The 20,081-nt window shown below is 51.1% G+C and carries 16 protein-coding genes; 2 read left to right on the plus strand and 14 right to left on the minus strand.

What is annotated here, in order from left to right; all coding sequences use genetic code 11:
* Positions 1-176: 176 nt before the first annotated feature.
* The 6 genes from U5L07_08430 to U5L07_08455 form a co-directional block, all read right to left on the minus strand.
* Complete coding sequence (locus tag U5L07_08430) at positions 177-797, minus strand: NADH:ubiquinone reductase (Na(+)-transporting) subunit D (GenBank protein ID MDZ7831760.1); 621 nt, start codon at positions 795-797, stop codon at positions 177-179.
* Positions 778-1,536 (minus strand): NADH:ubiquinone reductase (Na(+)-transporting) subunit C, encoded by a 759-nt coding sequence (nqrC, locus tag U5L07_08435; protein MDZ7831761.1) that lies wholly within the window; start codon positions 1,534-1,536, stop codon positions 778-780. The genes U5L07_08430 and nqrC overlap by 20 nt, the downstream gene beginning before the upstream one ends.
* Positions 1,529-2,725 carry an NADH:ubiquinone reductase (Na(+)-transporting) subunit B gene (locus tag U5L07_08440; GenBank protein ID MDZ7831762.1) on the minus strand — a complete coding sequence of 399 codons (1,197 nt, stop codon included), beginning with the start codon at positions 2,723-2,725 and terminating at the stop codon, positions 1,529-1,531. Before U5L07_08440 ends, nqrC begins: the two co-directional genes overlap by 8 nt.
* A 105-nt stretch (positions 2,726-2,830) precedes the next feature.
* On the minus strand, positions 2,831-4,177 hold the full coding sequence (locus U5L07_08445; protein MDZ7831763.1) for a 4Fe-4S dicluster domain-containing protein: 1,347 nt from the start codon (positions 4,175-4,177) through the stop codon (positions 2,831-2,833).
* 458 nt (positions 4,178-4,635) lie between these two features.
* On the minus strand, positions 4,636-5,076 hold the full coding sequence (locus U5L07_08450; protein MDZ7831764.1) for a universal stress protein: 441 nt from the start codon (positions 5,074-5,076) through the stop codon (positions 4,636-4,638).
* A gap of 268 nt (positions 5,077-5,344) precedes the next feature.
* Positions 5,345-6,466, minus strand: a complete 1,122-nt coding sequence (locus U5L07_08455; protein ID MDZ7831765.1) for an ATP-binding protein — start codon at positions 6,464-6,466, stop codon at positions 5,345-5,347.
* A gap of 539 nt (positions 6,467-7,005) precedes the next feature.
* Here U5L07_08455 and U5L07_08460 point away from each other — a divergent pair.
* Positions 7,006-7,914 (plus strand): MaoC/PaaZ C-terminal domain-containing protein, encoded by a 909-nt coding sequence (locus U5L07_08460; protein MDZ7831766.1) that lies wholly within the window; start codon positions 7,006-7,008, stop codon positions 7,912-7,914.
* Positions 7,915-8,396: 482 nt separating this feature from the next.
* On the opposite strand, the gene U5L07_08465 is transcribed toward U5L07_08460, so the two are convergent.
* From U5L07_08465 to U5L07_08500, 8 genes are all read right to left on the minus strand, one after another.
* Positions 8,397-8,780, minus strand: a complete 384-nt coding sequence (locus U5L07_08465) for a type II toxin-antitoxin system VapC family toxin (GenBank protein MDZ7831767.1) — start codon at positions 8,778-8,780, stop codon at positions 8,397-8,399.
* A gap of 2 nt (positions 8,781-8,782) precedes the next feature.
* Positions 8,783-9,016, minus strand: coding sequence for a CopG family transcriptional regulator (locus tag U5L07_08470; protein MDZ7831768.1), 234 nt, complete (start codon positions 9,014-9,016; stop codon positions 8,783-8,785).
* Between the two features lie 548 nt (positions 9,017-9,564).
* Positions 9,565-11,235, minus strand: coding sequence for a response regulator (locus tag U5L07_08475; protein ID MDZ7831769.1), 1,671 nt, complete (start codon positions 11,233-11,235; stop codon positions 9,565-9,567).
* Between the two features lie 44 nt (positions 11,236-11,279).
* Positions 11,280-11,966 (minus strand): histidine kinase dimerization/phospho-acceptor domain-containing protein, encoded by a 687-nt coding sequence (locus U5L07_08480; protein MDZ7831770.1) that lies wholly within the window; start codon positions 11,964-11,966, stop codon positions 11,280-11,282.
* An 81-nt stretch (positions 11,967-12,047) separates the two neighbouring features.
* Complete coding sequence (locus tag U5L07_08485; GenBank protein MDZ7831771.1) at positions 12,048-13,523, minus strand: class I SAM-dependent DNA methyltransferase; 1,476 nt, start codon at positions 13,521-13,523, stop codon at positions 12,048-12,050.
* Positions 13,520-15,100: a restriction endonuclease subunit S gene (locus tag U5L07_08490; GenBank protein ID MDZ7831772.1), complete on the minus strand. Its 1,581-nt coding sequence runs from the start codon at positions 15,098-15,100 to the stop codon at positions 13,520-13,522. The genes U5L07_08485 and U5L07_08490 overlap by 4 nt, the downstream gene beginning before the upstream one ends.
* Positions 15,101-17,857, minus strand: coding sequence for a type I restriction-modification enzyme R subunit C-terminal domain-containing protein (locus tag U5L07_08495; GenBank protein ID MDZ7831773.1), 2,757 nt, complete (start codon positions 17,855-17,857; stop codon positions 15,101-15,103).
* A gap of 453 nt (positions 17,858-18,310) precedes the next feature.
* On the minus strand, positions 18,311-18,517 hold the full coding sequence (locus tag U5L07_08500; GenBank protein MDZ7831774.1) for a hypothetical protein: 207 nt from the start codon (positions 18,515-18,517) through the stop codon (positions 18,311-18,313).
* A gap of 178 nt (positions 18,518-18,695) precedes the next feature.
* Here U5L07_08500 and U5L07_08505 point away from each other — a divergent pair, with 178 nt between their 5' ends.
* Positions 18,696-20,081, plus strand: coding sequence for a hypothetical protein (locus U5L07_08505; GenBank protein ID MDZ7831775.1), 1,386 nt, complete (start codon positions 18,696-18,698; stop codon positions 20,079-20,081).

A 20,081-nucleotide genomic window follows, 5' to 3' on the forward strand; every position in this document is an offset into this window, starting at 1 on the left:
AAGGTTTCAGGTTTCAGGTTCAGACTTCCGCCCTTGTCATGCCGAGGTTCGCAAGCCCTTGCCCCTGTCATTCCGAGGAGCGCAAGCCTTTTCCCCTGTCATTCCGAGGAGCGCAAGCGACGAGGAATCTTAAGATTTCTCGCTAACGCTCGATATGACAGAATAGCGAATTTCTGTCATTCTTCATTACTCAAATACTTCTGCAGCCATGCCATCAGGCCGATGATAATGAATGCGGCCGGTGCCAGCAGCATGATCCCCATGTCTTCATACCCGGCGTTGTAGAAAGCCTCGGGCACCACGGAAAAACCGAAGATTTTCCCGGAGCCGAAAAGCTCCCGGATAAAGGCTACAGAGATCAGCACCGAGCCGTAGCCCGCGCCATTGCCCAACCCGTCGATAAATGCCAGGTGCGGCGGATTGGAGAGCGCAAATCCCTCGGCCCGGCCCAGAATAATGCAGTTGGTGATAATCAGCCCCACAAATACGGAAAGCAGCTTGCTCACATCATACATGTAGGCGCGTAAGAATTCGTCCGTCAGAATCACCAGCGAAGCGATCACCACCAGCTCCACGATAATCCGGATGTTTGACGGAATGATATGGCGCATGGCGGAAATAATCAGGTTGGAAAACGAAACCACGAACGTCATGGCAATGGCCATGACAAATGCGGTTTTAAGCTGAACGGTTACCGCAAGCGCCGAGCAGATGCCCAGCATCTGCATGTTGATCGGGTTTTCCGTCCAGGCGGGCCCGGCAAATGTTTTAAAAGCTTTAGTTTTGGTCAGTTTCATCGGTCTCGCACCATGGTTGTTCTTCCTGCATCCGGCATTTCAGCCGGTTTTTCCGGAAGGACACGGATACCGGTTCATATTCGGAAAGCGTTTTTTGAAGCCCCTGGGTCAGATATTTGCCGGTGAGCGTCGCCCCGCTGATGCCGTCCACATAATGGGGCAGCTTCTCATCCGGCACCTTTTTTTCGGCCTCGCCCTTGGCAATGGCCACGGAGACGAAATTGCCGGTCTGGTCGATAATTTTTTTGCCCTCAAATTTTTCCTGGAACCACTGGGTGTCGATTTCCCCGCCCAGGCCCGGAGTTTCCGAGTGTTTGTAAACGGTAAAGCCGGCAATGGTTGAGCCATCCGCCGCTATCGCCATATAGGCGTAAATTTTTCCCCACAGCCCCTGGGATTCAATCGGAATAATGTAGGCCTGGATATTTTCATCTTTTGTAAAAAGATACACCGGCAAGAGGTTTTTATCCGTCTCGGCAACATCCGGGGACACGATGGTGCCATCCGGGCTGACCGCCATTTTGCTGATGTTTTCTTTATAAAGCCGGGCGATTTCATCCGGCGTATAGGTTTTCTCCCTGGAGACCAGGTCCACGGCCAGAAGAATGTTCTTGCGGCGGTCATTTAACATGTTTTTCTGCTGGATGTCCTGAAGCGCGGTGGCGGCCGTGGTCAAAAGCACCCCGCAGATCAAGCCCATCCCTATGGCAAAAACGATGGATTTCAGTTTATCAGACATTGGGGATCCTTCCGGCAATCTTTAGGCGGATTTCAATGGTTTCCATGAGCGGGGCGAAAAGGTTCATAAACAGAATCGCCAGCATGACCCCCTCCGGAAACGCGGGATTAAAGACCCGGATCAATATGGTCAGCACCCCGATTAAAAAGCCGTAAATCCAGCGGGCGCGGTTGGTGCCCGGCCCGGAAACCGGGTCTGTGGCCATATAGGCGATACCAAAGGCGAAACCGCCGGATGCCAGATGATAGATCGGGTTGACGCCGAACCAGGGCAGGGCACCCGGGCCGGCAAACAGGTTCAAAACCCCGGCCATGGCCAGAAGACCGATGATACCCCCCGCAATAACCCGGAAGTTGGCCACGCCCAGGATTATAAGGAAAGCGGCGCCGAGCAGGCATAAAAGCGCGGATGTGCCGCCGATGGTGCCCGGATAATAGCCCAGAAAAAGTTTGGACAGGTTAAAGCCGTTGGCCTGCAAGAGCTCCTTAATGGAGTTAAACGGTGCGGCAAGCTCCGTGAAGGAGAGCGGCGTGGCGCCGGTGACTGCATCCACCGTCTGCCCCGCTTTATCGCGAACCGCCACCCAGACGGCGTCACCGGACATCTGGGCGGGATAGGCGAAAAACACGAACGCCCGGGCGGTTAGCGCCGGATTAAAGATATTTCTGCCAGTGCCGCCGAAAATCTCCTTTCCGATCACAATGCCGAACGACATGCCGACCGCCACCTGCCACAAGGGCATATCCGGCGGCAGGGTCAGGGGATATAAAAGCCCCGTCACCAGAAGCCCCTCGCTGATGGGATGCTTGCGGATAGCTGCGAACAGGGTTTCCCAGAAAAACCCCACAGCATAGGAGACAAGGATGATCGGGAGCACAAAGTAGAGGCCGGTCATAAAAGCCGGCAGCAGATCCGTTGATAGCCCTGAGGCCAGCCGGCTCTGGTAGCCGGCATTCCAGATGCCGAAAACCGTGGGCGGCAGAAGCGCCACAATCACCAGGCTCATAAACCGCTTAAGGTCCAGGCTGTCCCGGACAACCGGCTTTTTCCGGGTGGGAATGACCGGGTAGAGGAAAAAGGTCTCCGTGGCCTCATAAAAAGGGCCCAGCTTCTCCAGCTTCCCGCCTTCCTCAAACAGGTCCCGCCGGGCGGCAAACAGGCGCTTGATTTGCTTTGTGACCCACTGCATCAGTCAGTTGTATTTTCCCTTCGCAATCAACGGTTTTTCCACCTTAAACCCTGAACCTTAAACCCTGAACCTAATCCCCAATACCTAACACCTAATCCCCAACACCTAAATCTTCCCCCAATAATACTTGTGCTTGGTATCCTTGAAAGTTTCAGTCAGCTCGATTTTGGAGGGGCACACATAGGAGCAGAGTCCGCATTCAACGCAGTCGAGCAGTCCGTGGGCCAGGGCTTCTTCGATTTCTTCGGCATAAATGCATTTATAGGTGTACTGGGGAAGGATCCCCACCGGGCAGATGGCCGCGCAGTAGGAGCAGTTCACGCATGCCCGAAGCTCGCCGTGCCGGTCGGCGTCCACTGTGAGCGTCGGCCGGGTGATTGCCGACAGAAATGTCCGGGAACTGGTGGGTTTCTTCAGCCCGGGCCGGGCAAATCCCAGCAGTTCCTTTTCGGTTACCTCAGGCACAAGCATCAGCGCGGTTTCATAGAGTCCCATAAAACCATCGGGCGCTGCATTATAGCCGGTAAACAGTCCGCCGGCCACCCATCGGTAGGCCTCCGGAGAATCGATTTGTTTAACCAAAGATTTCAGCGGCGCCCCGATCCGCGAACGTACATGGCGGTTGTTGTCCGGGCGGCCGCCGGATACGGTCATGACCCGGGCGGTTGGATATCTCCCGGTAAGAAGCGCCTCTGCCAGAAGCAGCACATCCTGGCCGGTTACATACCAGGCCCGGTTTTCTTTGGCCGACTGTTTGGTCTGATAATGCATCACGCCGGGCTCGCCCGCTGGAAACGGCCCGGCCGCGCGATGGGTAAGGACCTGCCGCAGTCTTTCATCAGGCACCGGGCGGTCCGTATGCTCACACACGCAAACCCGGCCGGCGAGTTTTTGAAGGACTTTTATGCCGAATAAAAATTGTTCTTTGGCCGGGCCTTCGGCCAGATAGACATCGGAATGCGGATGAAAGGGATCGAGAATATCCAGGGGCACCCATACGGCCGCCGGGGCTTCCTCCGGATCGGCAACCCCCTTAAACGGGATGCCGCGGATAAGGGGCCAGAGCCCGCGCGCCATCAAGGCGTCTATAATTTCTTCGCGGCCCATTCCGGAAATCTGCGTTTCATCAATCACCGGAAACTCAACATAGGGCTCATCCGGTGCGATTTTGATGATAATGGCTTCAATCACCCGGCGGGGACCGTACTGGATGTCCATAACATGGCCGCCGCCCGGAGACAGCAGTTTTAGATTCGGGTTCCCTTTGTCTTCGATCAGGGGCGTGCCCAATTTGACCGAGTCATTGGGCTTAACCAGAAGGCGCGGCCGGATGAGCGGAATTTGATGCGGGATGGCCGCCACATGGGCCGGTGCGGGAATTGATTCCAGGCGGGCCGCTGGTTTTCCCGCGACGCGGAATTTGCATCGATTTTTAACAGAAACAGTCTTCATCCGCTAATTCAGACAAGTATAGGGTCATCAAATCAGAAATGGTTTTCTAAGTAACTTCATCGTACTCAGTTCCGCGCAAGCGGGACGGTTCTCGTACTCGTAATCGTACTCGAAAAAATTAAAAGCCGATGACGCGCACGAGTACGCGTACGAGAATCAGTAGAAGGGCGGGCCACCGTGCCCGCCTGAAAAATAGACAGAACACAATGTCGTTAACTTTAGCATTCCGCACCTGTCATTTCGAGGAACGACAGTGACGAGAAATCTTAAAAAATCGTACAATTATAAGATTTCTCGCTGCCGCTCGAAATGACAACCGAGCCAATTTTCAGTCTTAAGTTAATGGCATTGAGATAGAACAAATTTATCGTACCTCAGTACCTCAGCACCTCAGTACCTTTAAAGTTATTGGCCCGTTCCCGGGCGGCGCCCCCAAATTTTTTTGACGGCTCGGCTGCTTAAGCCGGCACCGTGAGCACCGGAACATCCGTGCACCGAAGCACCCGTTCAGCCACGGAGCCGAAATCAAAGTGGCTCTCCCGTCCCCGGTTGGCCATTATCACCATGTCTGCCTTTTCTTTTTTGACCAGATCCAGAATTTTCTGAGACGGGTCCCCCACATCAATATGCCGGATATAGAGGGGGCAGCTCACGAGAAACTTTTCGCAGAGTTCATCCAGCCGTTTCTCAGCGGTTTCCCGCTCCCACTCGCGCATGCGCTTGAAGTCCTCTTCCGGATTGGTATCGCCGTAGGCGGCGCCAAAAGCCACGTATTCCTTTAATACATAGAGGATATGGATTTCCGCCTGGTACTGCTGGGCAAGCGAGGTTACATAGGGCAGCGCCTTGGATGCATTTTCGGATAAATCCGTTGGCCAGACAATTTTTTCAATTTTCATGGAATCCCTCTTTTTTGCTGAAAGATTAATAGGTATTAAATTTTAAATCCTTGGCTTAAACCAAGTGCTTAACTTTTTGCTGTATTCTATATTTTGAATTCTATATCATATCCGCGGGGGCTAAAAAAGTTATAAAATGCTTCAAATCAGAAAACGCCGCTGAAGTGCCAAACGGGCCTGCCGACCCCGGATTCGATTCGCCCTGGCGCTGAATTCGGGCGAGCCTCCTAGGTTGGGTTGAGCGAAGCGAAACCCAACATGGCTACTGTTAAATCATCAGCGACCTGAGAAAATCTTCGCCCCTGCGCACTTCAATGTCCTGCTTTTTGCGCTGCTGCTTCAAATGCAGCACCACCTGCATTGCCGGAATATCATAGCGCCGGGAAAAATTGACCAAACTACGGCCGGGCTTTTCATCGGTGCGCTTGACTTCGATCAGCCGCCGGGGCTGATTGTCTTCTGTGAGGCAGAAATCCACCTCAGCCCCATCCCGGGTGCGGACATAATGCAAAGCAGCGGCCCGGCCCTGCAGGTCCACGCAGCCGCAGACATGCTTTAACAAGCACAAAGCCACCATGTTTTCAAAACGGGCACCTTCATCCCCATTGACCAGGCCGGTATCATAAAAATAGATTTTGGGCGTCTTCACGATGGAACGGGCAATATTTTTGGCATATGGGGTTACCCGGAAAACAATGAACAGGGATTCCAGCACCTGGATATATTTTTTCACAGTATTGGGTGCGACCCCCGCGTCTTCGGCCAAAGACTGGTAGGACACCGGCGAACCTGTCCGGGACCGGAGCAGTTCCAGAATCAGTTGAATGGCTTTGAAATCATGAATTTTTTCAAAATCAAGGATATCTGTCCGAATCAGACCGTCTAAGTACTGCATCCGCCAGCGGTTTGCGTCCCTGTCCTCAGCAGCCAGAAACGGCTCAGGAAAACCGCCCCGCTCCAGAAACCGGGCCATATCCACGGATTCACCCACATGGCCGGCCTCCGCCGGCGAAAACGGCAGCAGCCGGTGCCGGAAAAACCGACCCGCCAGTGAATCCCCGCCCTGCCGAAACGCCTCCAGTCGGGCACTTCCGGTGACAAGAATCCGCATCCCTGCCGGCCGGGTGTCATAAACCCCTTTGACATAATTCTTCCAGCCATTCATCTTGTGGAGCTCATCGAGGATCAACAATTCCGTGTCTTCCAGCCAGGCCTCTTTTTTAATGATATCGCGATCCCCGACACTGTCGTAATTCAAATAAACACTGCGCTCAAAAGACCGGGCAATCTGCCCGGCCAGCCAGGTTTTGCCCACCTGCCGCGGCCCGGTGATAAAAACCATCTTTTTTTCAAGATCGTTTACAATGGCGCTTTTCTGCTGACGTTCCATGACAATTTATTCCGAGCGCGGAAAAAAGGTTTTTCGGCAATTATGCACGCCATTGCAGAATTGTCAAGGCAATTACGCAATGTATTGCAGAATTGCCGTTTTTTTATTTTAATATCGCCTTTCGGCAAAACGCTGAAACTATTTGCCGAACGAATTTAATGATATTGCCGCTGAAGAAAACTCACGCAGCAATTGCTTATCCACAGTCACCAAACGGAGTTTCATCACAAATTCCCGGCCCGTCGTCCACCCAGCTACAAATTCGATCCACGGTGAATTTGTTCTGGCGAGAAACCCCATAACCATGGGGTTTCTCGCATGTGAGGTCGGCACGGTGGCCGACCCTACAAAATGTCGGCATTGTCGCGTAGGGCGGGCCACCGTGTCCGCCTGAAAAATAGATAGAACAAATTTACCGTGAAATTCGATCTGGCCCCATTTGTGGCGTTTTGGGGCTTGTGAACGCCGGGCCGGGTATAGTATATGAAACCTAAATTGAGGTGAAATAAAGGTAAAAACAACCACAGGGACCGCCGCCCATGAAATTAAGCCCGCAATTTGTCGGAACGCGCCTGCGAGAATACACCACAACAGTGAGCTGGCGAGATTCCATGAATTATGCCGCAGCCACCTCGGATAATAACGAAGTTTATTTCAACGATGAGCGAAAAGGCGGCATCATCGCGCCGCCCATGTTTTCCGTGGCCCTGACCTGGCCGGTCTCGGAAAACCTCTCGGATTATATCGAAGCAGACGACTTTCCCGCAGAGATCATCCCCACCATGGTGCACTACACCGAACACATCAGGTTTTTCCGGCCGATTAAGCCGGGCGGAAAGCTTGCCATCCGCGGGAAAATCGCCGCCGTGCTGCGGCACTGGACCGGCACCCACGCCATTCTCCGGTTTGACGCCGCGGATGAATCCGGCAGAAGCGTTTTCGTCGAACATATCGGGGCTCTTTTCCGGGGCGTGGAATGCGAAGGCGAGGGCGCCGGCAGAAGCGAAGTACCGGAAGTCCCCCGCCACAAAAAAAGTCCGCAGCCCGCTGACTGGCAGCGCCGGATCGAGATCGATCCGCTTTTTACATATATTTACGACGGCTGCAGCAATATTTATTTTCCGATTCACACGTCCGTGAACTTTGCCCGCAGCATGGGCCTGCCCGGCATCATCGTGCAGGGCACGGCCACCCTGGCCCTGGCGGTCCGGGAAATCACCAACGGCTTTGCCCGGGGCGATCCCGCGCGCATCCGCACCATTGCCTGCCGGTTTACCGACATGGTGCGGCCGGGCAGCGCCATTGACATCGAGGCCCGCAGCCCGGAAGAAACCACCGGTCCGGGACGGATCCGCTTTGACGTGAAAAACGAAAACGGCAAAAAGGCCGTAAGCGACGGTTTTGTCGAACTGTTTGAAAAGGGACCTTTTGAAGGTCTTCCCTGGTAAGGTTGTGCAGAGGGGCGCCGAAACGGCGCAATGCCCTCAGAACGGCATCAGCGTTCCTGGGCGAAGGCATGACCCAAATGTCGATATCCATGGTGGCCCGGGGATAACCGTGAGCAGCCAGAGCATAGGCGCCGACGAGAAGGAATCTAACCTTCTCGTCGGACAATGCTTGTAACATGTCTCTGTAGTCTTCGTTCAGCATCGTGGTTTTTGCTCAAGGAGGTGACTTCTCTAGTCAACGGCCAGACGAGACCAATTCGGTCTGATGGAGTGCCAGGAACGAAATCCTCATTCCGCTGGTCCGACATTCGATATATGGCTGTGTACTTTCTATTCATTTTTTTAAAATACCACTTTTACTCTGCTATATCAATATTATAGTGTCTTGAGTGTCTTGATTAAAGATGGTTCATGTTCAAATTCCCCTTGGTTTTCAAAAAGCCGCCGGCCCTGGCTGTCACCTGGGAAGCCTGGTTGGGCTTTTACTTTTTATAGGCAGGGTTGAGGTTTTTAAACATCGGATAGTGTTTGGTATTGAGGGTCTTTAATTCGGCATTTTCGGATTCAGCGGTTGCAGCCAATATCGCATCTGCAATTCCAACGCCATGGGACTTGCCATAATCTCGTCGATAAAGACCCCCGGCTTTTCCGATAGCGGCATCTATCGGGACAACACGGAACAGGGATATAAAGTTCTGCAAAGCATTTTGTTCCGCATCTTCTTTGACACCGGCATACAACTCTGCAACCACAATTGATGACAAAATAATCCGATCATTATATTGATGAACGAAAGCAACGGCTTTGTCCAATCCCCTGAAAAAATCAACAAGAACATCGGTGTCTAATAGAATCGGCTGCGCCATGATTATTCCCGGTCCCATTCGGAACGAATGGATTCAAAATCAGGAAGATCCGTTCGATTCTTCCAAATTCCGGCAGACTCACGAAGCACAAGTTCCCTATGGCTTTTACCGGCTTGTTTGATCAGGATGTCGATGGCCTCTCTAATGAGTTCGCTCTGTTTTTTTCCATGTGATTTAGCCATGGCAGCCAATTCATTACGCTGCTGCTCTGTTAAATAAATTTGAGTCCTTATCATTTTTCACGCCCCACTTGATGTATACACCATGATTATACATCATATTGCCAGTATGTCAAAGAAGAAAGAAAGAAAAAGAAAGGGGACGCCCTTTATATATTTATATTTACCGTCCAAATCCGGCATGCTTAAGAAAATGCATATTGAGACAAACCAGAATAGATGCGCCGGGGGCGGTGACCCAGGGTAAATTTGTTCTATTTATTTTTCAGGCGGGCACGGTGGCCCGCCCTACGCGACAATGCCGACATTTTGTAGGGTCGGCCACCGTGCCGACCTCACATGCGAGAAACCCAATGGTTATGGGGTTGTTCGCCAGAACAAATTCACCGTGGGGGCGGTGACCACATCATTGCACGAGGGATCGAGCGCGCCGAGATATTCCGTGACGATCAGGATCGCGACGCTTTTCTATGGTTTGGACATGCCGCGTTTATTAAATGTAAAAATATAAAGGGCGTCCCCCTTTGTGTGCATTTGGGGAGATCCAGGAATATTACCAATTTTGGCAAGCATGTTGCGGGCGTGACCCATGTCAGGTCATATTCCTATTCCTGCTCAAGAACTTCCCGCACTTTCAGGCCCAGATCTTTCAGCGAAAATGGTTTGTGAATAAATTGGACACCTTCATCAATCACCCCGTGATGGGCGATCACATTGGCTGTATAGCCTGACATGTAAAGGGTTTTGAGACCAGGGTGGTTTTTTAGCAATTGCGATGATAATTCCCGCCCGCTCATCTCCGGCATAACTACATCGGTTATCAAAAGGTCTATTATTCCATCATATTCATGGAAAATCTGCAAAGCCTCAGACGCAGTTCCGGCGGTCTCAACGGTATAACCCAGCCTTTCGAGCATCTGCTTTGACAGTTGCAGTATCGTCTTTTCATCTTCAACAACCAGAACGGTCTCCGTTCCTGTAGGGATTTGCTCGCTGAACTCTTTTGTGGACTGCAAAGAGGATCTATCCTCTTCATGGGAAGGAAGATATATTTTAAAGGTCGTTCCTTCTCCAGGCTCGCTGTATACGTTTATAAAGCCATTGTTCTGTTTGACAATGCCGTAAACCGTGGGCAAACCTAAGCCGGTTCCTTTTCCGATTTCCTTGGTTGTAAAAAACGGCTCAAACAGTTGGCCCATGACCTCTGTTTCTATTCCGCATCCATCATCGCTGACTGCCAGCATGACGTATCGCCCCGGAATGGCCTCCGGGTTGCTTTTGCAGTAATCTTCATCAACTGTTGTATTTTTCGTCTCTATGACCAACTTCCCCACATCAGATATAGCATCCCGGGCATTTACAACGAGATTCGCCATAACCTGGTCCACCTGGGAGGGGTCAATCTTCACCGGCCACAGGTTGTTTCCGGGGTGCCATACGAGGTCAATGTTTTCGCCAATCAGTCGCTGCAACATTTTCATCATGCTGGAAATGGTATCGTTTAAATCGAGCTGTACCGGACTGATGGTCTGTTGACGGGCAAAAGCCAGCAACTGCCTAACTATATCCGCGGATTGATTTCCTGCGGTGTGGATTTCCCGGATTGCTTCGTGGAGGGGATCTGATGGGTCCATCATTTCGATGGCCAGTTCTGCATAACCGTTGATAATGGTAAGCTTGTTGTTGAAATCATGGGCCACGCCGCCGGCCAGCCGGCCTATGGATTCCATTTTCTGGGCCTGGGTAAACTGGGCCTGGAGGTTCTGGCGCTCCTCCTCCATCCGCTTGCGCTCGGCAATCTCCTGCTGCAGGGCCTCCAAGGAATGCCTCAATTCTTCTGTTCTGCTGGTTACCATGGCTTCCAGCTTTATCTGATAATCACGCATCAAGTCATTATAGGCTTTGACCTGCAGCAGGGACCGGACACGGGCAAAGAGTTCCATCTTATCAAGTGGCTTTGAAAGAAAATCATCACAACCGGCTTCAATCCCCTTCACCCGGTCTTCCGTTTCCTGCAACGCGGTAATCAGGATGATCGGGATCAGTCGATATGCAGTATCTCGTCTGATCCTGCGGGTCACTTCAAAGCCATCCATGCCCGGCATCAATACGTCCATCAGAATCAGCGCGATTTGATTACTGGATAGCTTCTCCAGCGCTTCTTCCCCGCTTGCCGCTTTGACAATTTCATAGCCCTGCGGAACAAGATGTGCTTCGAGAAGTTCAACATCTTGGGGCTGATCATCAACAATCAAGATTACCGGCTTGTCTTTCAATCCCTATCTCCTTTGACGTCACAACATATATAAAAACACACCACTCACCTGATAAACTGACTGACGTCTTTTGCAAAAGTGCGTGTATTGATCGGCTTGCCGATGAAGCCACTGTTCGTTATGTCTTTTAACTCTTCTCTGCCTTCTTCCATTACAGAAGCAGTCACAAAAACAATGGGAATATATAATACCTCAGAGAAGCCGATAATGGAGTTGAGCGGGGTCCTGAGTTCATGCGACATGTTGGCAAGAAAATCAGACTTCACCCGAGCGGTACGTTCTAACTCGGCGGCTAACACCTCTAAGTCTTCATGCGCTTTTGCCAGACCCTTTTCTATCTCCTTGCGCTCAGTGATGTCTTCAATGGCCAGCAGGATGATCCGTTCTTTGCCAAACACCCTGTGAATCTGCCGGGCATTCAAAAGCATTGTGCGCCTGCCGATGGTGGCAAAATCGTGCTCAACCTCGTAGTTGTCAAAGGTGGTCTTTTGGGGAAGGATGTTTTCCAGCAGTTCGCGCAGCTTGGGGATGTCCCATTGTTTATTGCCCAGGTCATAAATAAGCTGCCCAACGGTCTCTGTGGGGTTTACCTTAAAGACGCCATAGAAGGAGCGGCTGACGGAAATCACCCTTAAATCATGATCCAGAACGATTAAAGGCTCACGCACGGTATTGATGATACTCTCGGCGTATTGAAGGAGTTCATCATTGGATGTTTTAGACTCTGCCATTTTTTATTCCTGTAAATTTGGGACGGCGGGGGACGCCCTTTATATATTTATATTTACGGTTCAAATCCGTCCTCCCGTCCCCTACTGCCCGTTAATCGAGGCCACAATCCGCCGGAAGCTCTCCACGCCGGCCTCCAGGTTTTCAAGGATGTCTTCTGCCAGCACGTCCGGATCAGGCAGGTTGTCCAGGTCTGCCAGGCTGTCATCGCGGATCCAGAACATATCCAGGCTGGTCTTGTCCCGGCCTGTGATCTCTTCGCGGGAAAATTTCCGCCATCTGCCGCCCGGGTTGTCCGGTGACCAGGTCTGTTTGCGCTCGTGGCGGTTTTGCGGGTTGTAGCAGGCAATAAAGTCCTTTAAATCCGCATAGGTCATCTGGTTTTTCTTCTTGGTGAAATGCACGTTGGTCCGCAAATCGTAAAACCAGACCTCCTTTGTCCACGGCTGCCTGGCTGCCGGCTTGTTTTCAAAGAAAATCACGTTGGCCTTGACGCCCTGGGCGTAAAAGATCCCGGTGGGCAGGCGCAAAATGGTATGCAGATCCGTGTTTTCCAGCAATTTTTTGCGCACCGTCTCCCCGGCCCCGCCTTCAAAGAGCACGTTGTCGGGCACCACCACGGCCGCCTCGCCCGTGGTCTTTAACATCGTGCGCACGTGCTGCACGAAATTGAGCTGCTTGTTTGACGTGGTGGCCCAGAAGTCCTGCCGGTTGTAGCGCAGGTCTTCCTTTTCCTGCTTGCCCGCCCCGTTGGTGATGGTAATACTGCTTTTTTTGCCAAACGGGGGATTGGTCAGCACATAATCAAAGCGCCGGCCGGCATCTGCCACCAGGGCATCATCTGCGGATATGGGACAATCGCCGGTAATCTCGCCGATATTGTGCAAAAACATGTTCATCAGGGCCAGGCGCCGGGCATTGGCCACGATCTCGTTTCCAAAAAAGGTCTCATTTTTCAAAAACCTTTTCTGATCGCGGTCCAGGGAATAATTGCTTTCGATAAAATCATAGGCGGCCAGGAAAAACCCGCCCGTGCCGCAGGCGGGATCTGCAACGGTTTTTTCCGGCTCCGGCCGGATGCATTCCACCATGGCCCGGATCAGCGCCCTGGGGGTAAAATACTGGCCGGCCCCGCTTTTCACGTCCTCTGCGTTTCTCTCCAGCAGGCCCTCGTAGATATCGCCCTTGACATCGGCGCCCATGCTCACCCAATCCTCGGCGTCGATCATGTGGATGATCTTGTATAGCTTGGCCGGGTCCTGGATCTGGTTCTGGGATTTGACAAAAATCTGGCCGATCATTGCCTTCTGCCGCCCCAGCTCCCGCAGCAGCCGGATGTAATGGGATTCGAGATCCGCGCCTTTCTTGGATTTCAGGCTTTCCCAGTTAAACTCCCCGGGGATGCCCACTTCTTTGCCGTAATACCGGCTGTATTCGTCTGCCATCTTGAGAAACAAAAGATAGGTGAGCTGCTCCAGGTAATCGCCGTAGCTCACCCCGTCATCGCGCAGCGTATGACAGAAACTCCAGACCTTTGAAACAATGCTTTCCGTGTTCATGCTGATTTTTTCTTTCCGCGCCGTATGCCGCCCGCGCCCTGTACCTTTTTCTTTTCTTCCCGGATGCGCTCCAGCAGACGCTCCGCCGAATTTTCCCCGGAAACCAGCTCCGGGTTTTCCTTTCGCCACTGCCGGGTCAATTCCCCGGAAAACGCCTTTTTCAAAATGCTCTGCCGCAGCGTCTCGGCCTTTTGCAGACTGTCTTCGATGCTTTGCTCAAGCTGGTCGCAGACCGAGAGGCGGGATTCGATTTCTGAAAGAACTATATTTTGCTCTGTTGTTGAACAAATGGGAAATGGCATTTTTCCAATTTGTTCTTGGTTGATTGAAGCCATTCCGACTGTTTGTTGTGCATTATGATTAAAGTATTTATTTGCAAAGATCAAAAACCAAAAATTAACATACCCGCTCTCAATAACCCTAATAAGCCTGAGCCTGATGTTTTTACTTTCATATACAGATTTTTCTAAATTTTGTTTAATTAAGGCTGTCTTTCCAACCAACTCTCGACTATTAACCCTATTAACCAGTAAATCTCCTGGTTTTAATTCATACTCTTTAATTTCATCTTCGGACAAAACCATCCTTTTCACATCAATCCATACGATTTTCCCATTTTCAATGTTGTACATTCTTAAGCAGGGACTACCTGTTTCAGCATAAAATTTTTTTGGTTTATATATGCCGTTTTTCATTGATTCAGAAATTTCAGCAATTTTAATCCACTCCCACCCCTCAGGCAATTCCGGCAGCTCTGCAAGCTCCTCTTCCGTCAACGGCGGCAGGTCCTTCGGCTTTTTCGGCTTAGCCGGCTTCTTTCTTCCTTCCGCCTTTGCCTGCTCACATTCCTTTTCCCAGGCTTCTAACTGCTTTTTATAATGCGCCTCCCGCTCTTTCCGGATGCGCTCGATCAGCTTTTCCGCCGGTTCCGGCGGGTTTCCCGCCTCCTGTTGCCGCTCGCGCCAATTTTCGGTCAACCTGCCCTCAAAAGCATGTTTCAACACAGCCTGGCGGTAGGTTTTCAACTGCTCCCTGGCTTTTTTCAGGCTTTCAATACCGCTGTCGAGTTCGGAAACGAGTTCTTCGATTTTACTGACAATTTCATTTTGTTCAGGAATTGAAGGGAGGGGGAAATATATAGACTTTAATTTGCTGGCATTAACGTTCTGAACCGCAATCCCAAGCTTTTCTTCTGATATGCTATTCCAGTAAAAAGGGCTCTCTAAAAAAAACTTAAAATATCTGGGTGCTATTAAAGGATTGAAGCGAATCAAGTACGATGCAAAAACTGCTTTCATAGGCTTTTCAATTAAACAACTAAAACCAATAGAACCAGCACGAGAAATAACAACATCCCCATCTTTGAGAAGATATTTTTCTGGTTCTTCTGGATTTTTTAAGCAGTAAGGCACATTGTCCCAACTAATCCTGCCGGATTTAATATCCGTTGTTCTTAAAAGTTTTAAATCCCCGCTTTCTGTCGCTTTTGTTGTATACCCGTATTGCACTTTAATACAGATGTTTCCAATTGTCGTTTCCAGCCAACACTCAGGCAGATTGTGCGTATTTTTTTCCATCTAAGCCGCCAACACCTCATTCATCTCCTCAATAATTTCCTCCACCCCGCCGCCAAACAATTTCCGCATCTTCCCGATCCCGCCCTTGCCGTCAAACGGCGCATAATCGAGATCCTCCATTTCAATATGCACCGAACTGGCGATATGATCCTTGATCATCCGCAGCCAGGCCATCTGCTCCGGGTTAAACTTCTGGGCCGCCCCCTCCTGCTTTTCAAACACCCACTTCTTGAAATTGCGGTTGACCGTGTCTTCAAAAGACGTAAGGATTTCATCAATGCCCACCACCCGGCGGATCAAAGACACCAGGGCCGTAAGCTCGCTTCCGGGCGATTTTCCGCTTACCTTTTCCACCTGCTCATAGGCCTGCCATACCCGGGCCGGGGCCAGCCGGGGCCGGCTTTGTTTCAGGGCCTCGAGCACGGCCTTGATCATGTCATAGGTTACGTGCCTGCGGTTGTATGGCTGGTTGTAAAATATGGACAGGGCGGCAATCTCATCCTTGTTGGCCTCGATAAAAGACGTAAAGTCGGCAATAATGTCTTCTGCCAGATCAATTGCCTGCTTGTCCCAGCCGGCAAAGGACACCTCGTCGATATTGACGGTATCGATAATCTGCTCGTGGGATTTGCGGGCGTTTTCGACAAACTCATTGAGCTTTCCGGAAAACGTATCCCGCACGCGGTTGACCAGGTCTTTTTGGGCTTCGGCCCGCTGGTCTTCATCCGGCTCGGCATCCGGCGGCAGCCCGGATTTTTCCGCGGCAAGTTCGTTGATTTTGTCGGGATTATGGGCTTCGAGCAGCTCCCGGGTCACGGTTTTAATGGACTTGCCCCGGGCAAGCGCTGCAAATTCGCTTTGCTCCTTGTCGGTTACCTGCCTGTCCAGCCGGGCCAGCCGGCCGGCCAGAGATGTATAGGTATCCTCGTCTGCCTGCCCCATGAGCACGGCCCGGAGCAGATCCTTTAAGGGCACGGATTTTTTCCGCTCCAGGGGGCGGCTGTCGGTTTTCACCGACCGGCTCACCCCCACGGCATCCACGATCACAAAACCGGTCTTGGCCGTATGGGCCGAAGGCGTCACCTTTTTTAAATCATCATAGGCCAGGGTGCGGGTGCCCCGGCCCTTCATCTGCTCAAAATAGTTCACCGATCGCACATCCCGCATGAAAACCAGACATTCCAGGGGCTTTACATCCGTGCCCGTGGCGATCATGTCCACGGTCACCGCGATCCGTGGAAAGTAATCGTTTCTAAATGCGGCCAGCAGGGATTTGGGATCTTCCTCGGCCCGGTAGGTCACTTTCCGGCAAAACGCGTTTCCCTCGCCGAATTCCTCGCGCACGATGCCGATGATATCGTCTGCGTGGCTGTCGGTTTTGGCAAAAATAAGGGTTTTGGGCACCTCCCGGCGCCCGGGAAACATCTCAGGCAGCTTTTCGCAAAACGCCCGGATCACGTTTCTTATCTGGCTGGGATTGACCACGTCCCGATCCAAATCCTTTCCGGAATACTCCACTTCCTCGTCAAGCTGCTCCCAGCGTTTTTTCCGGGTCAGCCGATCGCGCTTGTCCACCCATTGCTCCGCCACCAGCCGGTCGCCCGCCTCTGTGATCCGGGTTTTGATCAGATAGGTCTCATATCCCACATTGACCCCGTCAGCCACGGCTTGCTCGTGGCGGTATTCAGAGGCCAGGTTTTCGTTGAAAAACCCGAAGGTCCGCTTGTCCGGCGTTGCGGTCAGCCCGATGAAAAAGGCGTCAAAATAGTCCAGCACCTGCTGCCACAGGTTGTAAATGGAGCGGTGGCATTCATCGATCACAATAAAATCAAAAAACTCGGGCGGCACTTCCGGGTTGTAGACCACCTCCCGGGGTTTGGGCATCTCTGTAAATTCATGGGGGTTTGCCAGCTCTGCGGCCTCATCCAGGTCCTCGCCCTTTAAAATGGAATACATCCGCTGGATAGTGCTGATGCACACCTGACTGTCTGCAGGCACGTACCTGGAATTGAGCCGGCAGACGTTGTATAGCTCCGTGAATTTCCGGTTGTCATCATTGGGGGTGTAGCCCATGAACTCCTGCTCGGCCTGCTCCCCAAGATTCCGGGTGTCGACCAGAAACAAGATCCGCCCCGCATTGGCGTGTTTCAGCAGCCGGTACACAGCGGTAATGGCAGTATAGGTTTTGCCGCTGCCAGTGGCCATCTGGATCAAAGTGCGGGGCCTGTTTTCGCAAAAAGACTTTTCCAGGCTGGAAACAGCCCGGATCTGGCACTGCCGCAGCCCTTGGCCGCAAAGCGCCGGCATCTGCTGCAAGCGCTGCCGAAGGCTGGTCCGCTGCTTTACCCGCTGTTTTAAAGTATAGGGATGATGAAACCAGAACACCGGCCTGGCCCGGGGTTTGGGATCGCGCAGATCCGTATACCGGGTGACAACCCCGGTGCTTTCATACACAAACGGCACCCGACCCTCGTCTTCAAACCATTTCAGCCGGCTCTGGGCATAGAATTCGGCCTGCTGCTCATGAACGCTCATCCGGTGGCCTTCTTCCTCTTTCTTGGCCTCGATCACCCCCACAGGCTCCCGGTCCACAAACAACACATAATCGGCAACCCCCGCATCCGTCCCGTATTCCCGCACTGCAAGCCCCGGCCCCAACTGCCAGTCAATGCCGTTTTGATCCACCACCACCCATCCGGCCTGCTCAAGCATCCGGTCAATGTTTTCTCTTGCGGCTTGTTCCGGGGTCTTGTTCATAAAATCGGTTTTTTTGGCATATCGTCTCTTATGAATCCCATTTTGCATTTATTGGCGCAAAAAAATGAAATATAGGATCAGAAATGAACGTCATTTTTTGTTTATTTAATATGATTTTAAAAGGTTGCTCAGGCCCGACCACAGTTTATAGACTTTGCGGGTTTTTTATAGAAATACGTGCCTGTTTTGAGAACTTGGGAATCGGTCTGCCGGGAAAAATTCTTTGAAACATGCACTGGCCTTTCCGCTGTTTTTGGGTGTGGGGTGTAATGCAAGCGGGCGGATTTTTTATCGAATAACCATCTGGATATAATCCAATACACATAAATATGGCCGGAATGTCAATAGTAAATGGGATTACGGCCAGAAACAGGGGTCTGGGGGCAGGAAGATCAGTACAGATAGGTCTTTTTGTCAGCAAAGACTGGCCATCAGGGCATAAATCACTCAAGACTATCCCAACGCTACGCCCTCAGACGGGGGATACCGGTAAAGCACGTACAAAATCGCCAGGGCGATAACCGTGAGTATGGTAAAGACTACAAAACCTTTGCTGTAGCCGGCTGTGGGGGAGACGTTTACAAACAGGCCCATGGCCGGGGGGACTACAAATCCGCCGAAGGCGCCCAGGCCGCCCACGATGCCAGAGGCCCCTCCCACGGTCGCCGTCCACCCTAAGAAGAGATGAGGAAAGGGGATGTAAATCGGGATAGAGTAGAGGGCAGGCTGGTGTCCCCTCTATCCCGTTTTCCGTCCCATAAAGCTTCATAAAGCTTCATAGTCCTTGACAATATTGTTAAATCGGCTTAAAAAATAAAGAGAATTTTCCTTCTTAACAGTGGCCATCAATCTGGCTAAGATCACAACAACTTATGGGCTTGAACTGTTGATCTGTGTCAAACAAAATCACGACTCCTTACTTTGTCAACGTCTTCAAGCGTTAACAAAAACTGACAAGGACTACTGGTCCTTCAGGGGAAACTGCCGTCGCGAGTATAGTCATGGCATGTTCCAATATCCTGCCATGATGGTTCCGCAAGTAGCTCAAGCCATCCTTCAACAAATATATGTTGTGCACCCTGAACTCGAATGGGTGGGTGATCCATTTTCAGGCTCTGGGACAATCATGACTGAAAGCATGATGAATGGTTTGGCTTTTTCAGGAACAGATATCAACCCACTTGCAGTTCTGATATGTCGTGTAAAAAGTGGCCCCTATTTTACTAAGGCCTTGAAAGAAAAAATCGAAAACCTCAAGGCTTGTATTGTCTCAGATCGTAAATGGACAGTCGAAACATCTTTCCCGAACATTGAAAAATGGTTCAACAAAGATATCCAGATTGCTTTGTCAAAGATCCAGAGAGGGATTCGCAAGGAAAAGGCTGCTTGGGCTCGCAGTTTTTTTTGGATAGCTTTAGCTGAAACTGTTAGGGCGTCTAGCAACAGCAGAACTTCAACGTATAAGCTTCATATTCGACCTCAGAAAGAGATCGAGGGCCGAATATCTGATCCGATTAAGGTCTTTAAAAATACTCTTGACCGCAACTTCAAGCATTACCAAGAGCAAGCCAAACGACTGTCAAATGCTGGATACTTGCAGCGCGGCCGTTACCAGCGAGAAGTTTCGGTTTCTTTGGCGGACATTCGAGATTTCAACCAAAGGAAGAAAGTAGATACTATTATCACCTCACCCCCATACGGAGATAATGCAACTACAGTACCCTATGGACAATACTCTTACCTGCCGCTTCAATGGGTGGATCTAGAGGATATTGATCCCAACATCGATAAAGATTGTTTAATCTCAACACATGAGCTTGATTCACGTAGTCTTGGCGGAAGAAAGCGGTTAATAAAATCAGAGGCAGATCAAATAACCCAACGATCTTCTGCGTTAGCAAAGTATATGAAAAGCTTAAATGGACAGCCACGGGATAGAGCTATTCGCGTTATCGCTTTTTTCCGTGATATAGATGCAAGTCTTGGCCCGATCTTAAAAGGTCTTAATCGCGGGGGATTGATGGTTTGGGTTTTGGGCAACCGAAAAGTAGGGGGCAAGCGCGTCCCATTTGATCTAATTTTATCCGACCTACTTCAAGAGCATAATGCAAAACTCTTGTGTAAATTGACGAGAAGCATCTCTTCAAAAAGAATGGCTTTAAAAAATAATATCGCAGATACAATGTCAAAGGAAACAATACTGGTCATGAGGAAGGCAATCTGA

It is taken from the genome of Desulfobacterales bacterium, from assembly GCA_034520365.1.
Lineage (GTDB): Bacteria > Desulfobacterota > Desulfobacteria > Desulfobacterales > Desulfosalsimonadaceae > M55B175.